The organism is Microcystis sp. LSC13-02, from assembly GCA_002282935.1.
GTDB lineage: Bacteria > Cyanobacteriota > Cyanobacteriia > Cyanobacteriales > Microcystaceae > Microcystis.
Window position 1 is genome coordinate 1 of the sequence record MTBT01000145.1, and the last position, 8199, is coordinate 8199.

Annotated in this window: 7 protein-coding genes and 1 pseudogene; 4 read left to right on the top strand and 4 right to left on the bottom strand. The window is 46.3% G+C overall.

Translation table 11 applies throughout. From position 1 onward, the window contains the following. Window positions 1-548 precede the first annotated feature (548 nt). Window positions 549-1658, top strand: coding sequence for a threonine synthase (gene thrC, locus BGL89_RS08765; RefSeq protein ID WP_271974884.1), 1110 nt, complete (start codon window positions 549-551; stop codon window positions 1656-1658). A 29-nt stretch (window positions 1659-1687) separates the two neighbouring features. Here thrC and hisB read toward each other — a convergent pair whose 3' ends face one another. The 3 genes from hisB to BGL89_RS08780 all read right to left on the bottom strand — a co-directional run bounded on the left by hisB (window position 1688) and on the right by BGL89_RS08780 (window position 4938). Next, window positions 1688-2317, bottom strand: coding sequence for an imidazoleglycerol-phosphate dehydratase HisB (gene hisB, locus BGL89_RS08770; protein ID WP_286825380.1), 630 nt, complete (start codon window positions 2315-2317; stop codon window positions 1688-1690). Between the two features lie 273 nt (window positions 2318-2590). Further along, the gene (locus tag BGL89_RS08775) at window positions 2591-4087 is read right to left on the bottom strand and encodes an energy transducer TonB (protein WP_286825381.1); all 1497 of its coding nucleotides are present in this window, start codon (window positions 4085-4087) and stop codon (window positions 2591-2593) included. 167 nt (window positions 4088-4254) lie between these two features. Beyond that, window positions 4255-4938, bottom strand: a complete 684-nt coding sequence (locus BGL89_RS08780) for a hypothetical protein (protein WP_286825382.1) — start codon at window positions 4936-4938, stop codon at window positions 4255-4257. Window positions 4939-6173: 1235 nt separating this feature from the next. On the opposite strand from BGL89_RS08780, the gene BGL89_RS08785 reads away from it, so the two are divergent. After that, window positions 6174-6386, top strand: coding sequence for a CAB/ELIP/HLIP family chlorophyll-binding protein (locus BGL89_RS08785; RefSeq protein ID WP_286825383.1), 213 nt, complete (start codon window positions 6174-6176; stop codon window positions 6384-6386). 58 nt (window positions 6387-6444) lie between these two features. Here BGL89_RS08785 and dapF read toward each other — a convergent pair whose 3' ends face one another. Then, on the bottom strand, window positions 6445-7290 hold the full coding sequence (gene dapF / locus BGL89_RS08790) for a diaminopimelate epimerase (protein ID WP_286825384.1): 846 nt from the start codon (window positions 7288-7290) through the stop codon (window positions 6445-6447). A 61-nt stretch (window positions 7291-7351) separates the two neighbouring features. On the opposite strand from dapF, the gene BGL89_RS08795 reads away from it, so the two are divergent. Both BGL89_RS08795 and BGL89_RS08800 read left to right on the top strand, forming a co-directional pair. Then, the gene (locus tag BGL89_RS08795) at window positions 7352-7564 is read left to right on the top strand and encodes an Hfq-related RNA-binding protein (RefSeq protein ID WP_002756689.1); all 213 of its coding nucleotides are present in this window, start codon (window positions 7352-7354) and stop codon (window positions 7562-7564) included. A gap of 241 nt (window positions 7565-7805) precedes the next feature. After that, window positions 7806-8015, top strand: a pseudogene (locus BGL89_RS08800) (glycosyltransferase); the annotation flags it as partial. Window positions 8016-8199: the final 184 nt, after the last annotated feature.

Genomic DNA, 8199 nt, shown 5'->3' on the forward strand with positions numbered 1-8199 from the left:
CGGGAGAGATTCCCTCTTGGTTGGTTGGAGAAATCCTGCTTGCTAACGGAGACTCAATGAACGAAGAATCCCCGTCTCTTTAGAGCGGGGAACGTCAAACATAGTTGCTTGAGTTTGAACTGAACATCAGATGCTGGCAAAATTACTGCCAGCAGCCGTGACAGGAGACAGGAGAATTTTTTCCAGCTGCCTCTTGCCTATCCTAGCTAAGAAATTAATCTGGCACTACTGCTAATTAGGGTTTACTGAAAAAGTTTCTTGGTGGGTGTGGGGTTTTACGGATTTTCAGAAGGTTTTTAGATTTATTCAGCAGACCCTAATTAAATCAGCTTTTGAAATAAAAAAAGGGCAAAAAATCAGATTCATATCGATAAAATAACTTTTTTTTGACCTATAAGCCCATTTTTATCCTGTAATTGTCTCTGTATCTCGTCTCTTCTCACTTTAACCCCTAACCCCGAATCAGGCGACAGAGATTAATTTTTTGGCCTGCTTATTGGATAAAATAGGAGATTAGGCCATCTAATCAAATCTGTACCCTTAAGGCTATGACAACTATTTCTCGATCGATCCCCCAATCACCCACTAAATCCTCGTCTATCGGCGGCTGGCGCGGTTTGATCGAAGAATATCGCCAATTTCTGCCCGTAAGCAGCAAAACCCCTGTAATTACCCTCCTAGAAGGCAATACACCCCTGATCCCCGCCCCCTATCTCTCAGCACAAATCGGGCGCGATGTCAAGGTTTTTGTCAAATATGATGGTTTAAATCCCACCGGCAGCTTTAAAGACCGGGGCATGACCATGGCCATCTCGAAAGCGAAGGAAGAAGGGGCAAAAGCGGTGATTTGTGCCAGTACCGGGAACACCTCGGCGGCGGCGGCAGCCTATGCAAGAAGGGCCGGGATGCGGGCCTTTGTGATTATCCCCGATGGTTATGTGGCCTTAGGAAAATTAGCCCAAGCTTTATTGTACGGGGCGGAAGTCATCGCTATTAATGGCAACTTTGATGATGCCCTGAAGATTGTCCGCCAACTATCAGAAAATTATCCCGTAACTTTAGTCAATTCCGTCAATCCCTACCGTTTAGAGGGTCAAAAAACCGCCGCTTTCGAGATTGTCGATGTCTTGGGTAATGCCCCCGACTGGTTATGTATTCCCGTGGGCAATGCGGGCAATATTAGCGCCTATTGGATGGGATTCTGTCAGTATCACCAGATAGGTAAATGTGAACGACTGCCGAAGATGATGGGTTTTCAGGCCGCCGGGGCTGCCCCTTTTATCTCCAAACAACCGGTTGACCATCCCGAAACCCTAGCCACGGCTATCCGTATCGGCAACCCCGCTAACTGGGAAAAAGCTTGGGCCGCTAGTCACGCTAGTCAAGGGCAATTTCATGCTGTCAGCGATGAGGAAATATTGGCAGCCTATCGGATTTTAGGGGGCCAAGAGGGGGTTTTCTGTGAACCAGCCAGCGCCGCTTCTGTGGCAGGATTATTAAAAGTGCATCAACAGGTTCCCGATGGGGCTACCGTAGTGTGTGTTTTAACGGGAAATGGACTAAAAGACCCAGATTCGGCGGTAAAACACAGCAATAATCAACTAAAATCTGGGATTGCGCCCGAATTAACCCAAGTGGCTCAAATTATGGGCTTCTAAGCTAACGTTAATTCGGTTAAGCAGTGCTTCTATAAAACTCCCTTAGAACTGGGAATTATACCGGCGCGACGGGGATCGATCGCTATGGCCATACTAATCGCCCGGGCAAAAGCTTTAAAAGTAGCCTCAATAAGATGATGGGAATTAATCCCGTCTAATTGGCGAATATGTAGGGTCATTTGACTGTGATTGACCAAAGCGACAAAAAATTCCCGCACTAGCTGAGTATCGTAGGTTCCCACTCTTTGGGTGGGAATTTCTAGACCATAACTGAGGTGGGGGCGACCGGAAAAATCGAGGGCAACTTGCACTAAAGCTTCATCGAGAGGGGCGACAAAATGCCCGAAACGGACGATCCCTTTTTTGTCTCCCAAAGCTTGCAGTAAAGCTTGTCCGAGGGTGATTCCCACGTCTTCATTGGTGTGATGGTCATCAATTTCTAGATCTCCGGTGGCGCGTACATCGAGATCGATCGCAGCGTGGGAGGCGATTTGCTGCAACATATGATCAAGAAAGGGAATTCCTGTCTGGGCGCGACAATTGCCGCTACCATCAAGATCGATCGTCACCTGTACATCGGTTTCTTTGGTAGTACGACTAACCGAGGCGCGACGGCAAGGTGAGACAAAAGAATCGGGGATTTGGGAAGTGGAAATCATTTGCAGCAGTTATCTTAATGGTGAGATACGAAGTTTTCCTTTTCAGGAGACAGGAGACAGGAGATAGGAGACAGGAGACAGGAGATAGAAGACAAGAAACAACTATCCTACCCATAAAACCTAAGATTATGTCAAATTTATCTTAGCTTTTAGATATTTTGACCCGATAGCAGCTCGATAACTTACTTGTGCGGGGGGTATAGTGAACTTAAAACTCACATCTGATAACTGATTACTGATTACTGATTACTGATCACTGATCACTGAAAAGGCCTAACTTTCTGGTTCAGTTTTAGCGGACGCCGGCGGACCAGGGGGCAACACTTCCTCGCTGACGGGTTGAGGATTTTGGCTAGTGGGGGGACCGGCGGGGGAACCCTCCGGCTGATTGAGAGCGGGGTTTTGGGGAGGAGTTTCTGGGGCTTTTTCTTCGATTATCGCTTCTTTGGGCGTTTCTGGCTGGGTTTGGGGTGGATTTGTCCCTGTAGCTGCGGGGGGCTTGACGTTATCCGGTTGGGGGCTAACGGGGGGTTGCGGCGGTTGATTGGGACGAAGCGGGGTTTCAATTGCCGGCGTTACGGGGGGGGAGTTACGGGTATTGAGGTTACTACCCTCTGGTTTTGGAGGATTAGCGATCGCCCCTGGGCACACTTCCGGGTTAGGGGCAAAACTGACTCGCACCTGATAGATTCTCGACTCACCACTGGGATTATTAAAACGAGTTAAGCGTACTTCCCTAGCCCCCTGTTGATTGAAAATCGGGAAGCCAGCACTTTTAATTAACTGGGGTTCACTGCTGAGGCGGCCTTGGGCATCCACCGTCACCCCATAAACCGCCGTCCCCGCTAATTGACGGGAACAAGCCGTAGCGGGATAATTACCGGTCAAATTGACGGTAGTTATGCCTCTGCTGCCCTGATTGGGCTGATTTAGTTCATTTAAGGCGTTAGGATTGGTTTTTTGGACTCTGGCCAGCCAATCCACCTGATTTCTCATGGCCTCCTCGTTACTGGTATTGCTTTTATCCGCCTCCAGGGAGCGCAAACGTTCCCGCATTTCCCACCTTAATTGTTGACGACGCTGTTCATCAATGGGCGATTGACCATTCGGCTCCGGTGTGCGGGCTAGGGAATTGTTTAATTGTTCCTGCGCCTGTTGCGATGCACTAAGGGGCGAATTTCGCAATCTATCTAAAGTTAGATTATTTTGGTAGGGATCAAAGTAAGGCTGGAGCTGCTGGTTATTAGTCTGCCTCGGCAGATTGTTATTCTCTCGCAGGGTGGGAACAGAAGAAGGACCGGGTAAATTGGGGGTAGAAGTGGGAAAATTGCGAGGAATCGGTAATCTACCCGAGGAGGAGATAGATGCCACGGGAGGAGAATAGATATTGACGGAGGGTAAAGGAGGTAAGGAAGGTAAGGGGGGAAGGGAAGAAACCGAGGGTAAAGGAGGTAAGGTGCTGTTATGGATGCCATCCATGGCGGGGAGAGGAGGCAAAGAGGAAGAAGACGAATTGAGGTTAGGCAGTCCGGGTAAGCTGGACAGGGAGGGGTCAAGACTGGGAAGACGTGACTGCTCTAGAGGGTTCAATTCAATCAGATTGACGTTGCGTAACTCCTTTTTTGGCTCCTGCGCTGGATTATTCAGGAAATTAGGTAAGATAATCGCTAAAATTAGACCATGAATACCAAGAGAAGCGGCGAACGAGAGATTATTAGAGTTAATTAGTTTATTTTCTTCGGTTTCTAGACCAAAATAGGAGGATGTCATAATCTAGTTAATTGAGCAGAGCCTGGAGGGGGAAAGTTAACTCTATTCTAATCGTCAGGGCGATTTTTTTTTCTTGAGGGCGGGGAATTAATTGGTGTCAGTACCCCACCACCCCACCACCCCACACCCCACACCCTGCCACCACCGAAAAACTTTTTCAGCCAACCCTACTTATGCTGTGAGCGGGCCACAGCTTTTAATTTGGGATACAATTCCGAAGGGTCTAACAAAGGGATAAACTCATCGATTGCCGGTTTAAAATTAGCCGGAAAATTCTCCCTAGTTCCATGGCTGTTAGGCGATTTAGGCACTGATTCTAATTCAGGGAATTTGGGCGTTTCTGGGGTTAACTGCGAGAATAATTCCTCCACATTACTCATACCTTTGCGAGGATCATTAAAAAGAGAAGTTTCTAAGTTGAGTAAAGAATCTTTACTCGTGGCTAATGTGCCATTATTATCGGGTTTTCCCGCTTCTGGCTCTGGACAGGGCTGCTCAAGGGTGGGAGAAGGTATATTGATCTGTTCCCGTTTAGGGATAACTGCTGGTTTTTTGCCATTTAACTGGGAATCTAGCAAGTTTTTACAAACCAAGCGCTCGAATTCCCCCGTAAAATGAAAGGTAGGATGGCCGCGACGGTGCCAAATTTTGAGGATTTCCTCCACCGAAATGACTTTGTAACGTCCCTGATAGAGTGCCTCTAAAATCGCCATGCGAATCCAATTTAGCGAATAGATGGGCAACCAGCGCTCGATTAATTCTTGCGCTTTATATCCTCTCATTTCAAATCGATATTGGTTGAGTATAGTCGCTATCTGCATGAGGTTGATCTCTGGGTTAATCTCTGTCATAGAATTTACAAAGATAGTGAGCGCAATCGTTATGGCTACTAGGCAGTCTGTATATTAAGATTTTATTCGGGTTTTTCCTAGTGGTTTTTCCCTATTCTCCCCACAGTTACCCTTTCGGCGCATCTTCACTCAAGGTCAGTTGACCGAAAATTTGGGTTCGCTTTTGGTGGCAATTTATCTCTGGCGACCTTAAGATAGTTTTTGTCTTTCCCTTGATCAGGCGATCTAGTTTACCTTTAATGTCGGCTTGAAGGCTATGTATGTTTTACCTCGGAGATGAAAGGTTCCGCCAATATAGAACAGCACTTCGACAGGCTCAGTGACACGAAGCACAACTGTTTAGAGTTGTGTTAGAATATAAGAGTCAACAGGTTGAAATGCCGCTCACACCGTGAAAATCCCGTTGCAATAGTACGGCACTTTTGAGGAGAAAAAAGAAGACAAGAGCCACCCGAAAACTCTTAAAACAGGGGAGTAAGTCTTTTCCAAGACTGAAATAAACTAAAAACATTTTGCCGTAAGGCAGATAGGGTAGGGCATATCCGAATCTTGGTTGAAAGACCAAAACCCTTGGAGAGCTATCCACAAGTGGACAACTAGATGACAAGTGATATTCTAGTAGGTTCGGATAGGACATAATCATGTCAGACGTGAGTAGGGGAAACCAGAAAGCGCAGTGATGAGCTTCGAGAATCCCGAAGCGCTTAGTGCGATGGGAGTGTCAAACCTCTTTATTACCACAACCTGAGTAATTTGTCAAAAAAAAGGCAAAATTTCCAGCAATTCCAAATTTAAGGTTTCATGACATAAAAATCCTTATGACAAGAGGGTTGTACAATTCTTAACATTTGGAGTGATCTCTGAAATGGGGCAAAATCGTTCCGAATTTATTTTTGCTGCAAAATTTCGTCAATAAACCCAGAGGAGATAGAACTATAGCACTACCCTGACAGCCTAGAACCTTGCCGTTGACTGACCCCAAATCCGTTTTTAATAGTGTGATTAACTCTCAAGTTATGAATTGTTTCTCCCTGCTCCCCACTCCGCAGCTCCGGCGCTCCCTTCTCCCCACACCCTAGACCCTACACCCCACTCTCCTATACCTTTTAAACAGGATTTAGTATGACCACCCCATCGAGGTTTTCTGAGTCTCCAGAAATTTTTTGTTAAAATTTGCAACATAACTTAACAATGTGTTACACTTCTTAGCATAAGCACAAAAAAGGAGCCTCCCCATGACTGCCCGCGGCTACACCACCGAAGAACAAGGAAGACTGAATAACTTTGCTGTCGAACCGAAAATGTACGTTGATAGTTCTAGCGGTCTCGGTTTTACCAAAAACGCTGAAAAATTGAATGGCAGACTAGCTATGATTGGCTTTGTCTCTCTTTTGGCCATTGAAGTGTTAACCGGTAAAGGAATCATTGCGTGGATTACCAGTCTCTAAGAATCAACAATCCCGTCGCGCTGTTCGGGGAGTTCAGTCCCCGTCCTAGCGGGTTGGTTTAGACCAAGTAAATGCCCTCAAAAACAGCTTTAGCTGAACCCGTCATGTAAACCCGGTTATCAGTTTCCGACCAGTGAATCTGAAGACAACCACCGGGCAGTTCCACGGTACAACGGCGATCGCACTTGCCCGTTAACAGGGCCGCCACCACCACAGCACAAGCACCGGTACCGCAAGCAAGAGTAATTCCCGCTCCTCTTTCCCAGACACGCATCTTTATATAATCTGGCGCGATTACTTCCACAAACTCCACATTAGTCCGTTGGGGAAAAACCGGATGATGCTCAAATTTTGGCCCGATAGTTTCTAGAGGAATAGAGGCCAGATCATCGACAAAAGTGACACAGTGGGGATTACCCATACTAACGCAAGTAACTAACCAATCTTTGCCCTCCACCTCTAGGGGAACTGCGAGGACTTTTTCTGACCCATTGACCAAGGTGGTGGGGATTTCACTGCCGAGGAGTTGCGGCGGCCCCATATCGACCGTTACCTGTTCATTAGCTTCTAAACGGGGAATCATCGTTCCTGCTAGAGTATGAATGCGATAGGTGCGGCCAATGCTGTTGTTAGCCTCTAAACGGGCGATAAATTGGGCTAGACAGCGAATACCGTTACCACACATTTCTGGTTCCGAACCATCAGAGTTGAAAATTCTCATGGTGTGGTCGGTTGCTGCTTGGCCGGGAAGCACAAAAATCACGCCATCGGCACCGATACCAAAATGTCGATCGCACATAGCCACGGCCATTTCCGCTGTGATCAGGGGTTCGGGACTGTGACGGTTATCTATCAAAATAAAATCATTGCCCAGGCCTTGATATTTGGTAAAGGGGATTTTCATGGTCAATAAAAGCTACTCAACAGGAATAATAGAGGATGAACACCTCATCGATAAACTCATTATGTCTCAATTTGATCCTGGCCTACCGAGTATTAAACAAGTACAGAGCTATATTCAAGAGAAACGGGAAGTAGAAATTAAGTTAAGCACTGATGATCTCCTCGTTGGTCGCATCCTTTGGCAAGATGTTAACTGTCTATACCTGGTTGATCACTACGATAAACCCACTTTAATTTGGCAACAGTCTCTAGTTTATTTAAGACCTAAAGCCTAGGGGGAAATTGGCGATATTTGGCTGTGGGATGCGTCCCGGACGCATCAAAAATTCCTCAAATTATACTTCATCTTGATGAGAAAGGCTATAAATTGCCTAATCAAGAAAGTCAGAGAGTCCAGTTCAGATCTAGATTGCCGCTCAGATGAAAAAGAATCAGCAGATTGCGTGCTAACAATTTAGACCACTGCTGTACATAACCTGTTATACTCTTGGGCAAAACGACTCCACCGCGATTGTTATGCTGGAAAATCAGGTCATGGCAGCTGCCGACCCTAATGAGCAGATACCTACTCTAGAATTATCCATCGTCATGCCCTGTCTCAACGAGGCGGAAACCCTGGCCACCTGTATCGGCAAAGCACGAGATTATCTGGAACGACAGCAAATTGCGGGAGAGGTGCTAATCGCCGATAATGGCAGTAGCGATGGTTCCCAAGAAATTGCCACTTGCCAATCCACTCAAAAAAACATAAGGTACTTTGTTAGTTTTAATATAAGCTAAAGCACAAGCATAACCTAAAATCACACAAAGTAGCACTGGATTATGGCTCTTCGTTACCCTTTATGCTAAATCAACAGACAAGATGCCAAGACAACATACTTCTAACCCAAAAATTCCGAAAGTTTCTAAA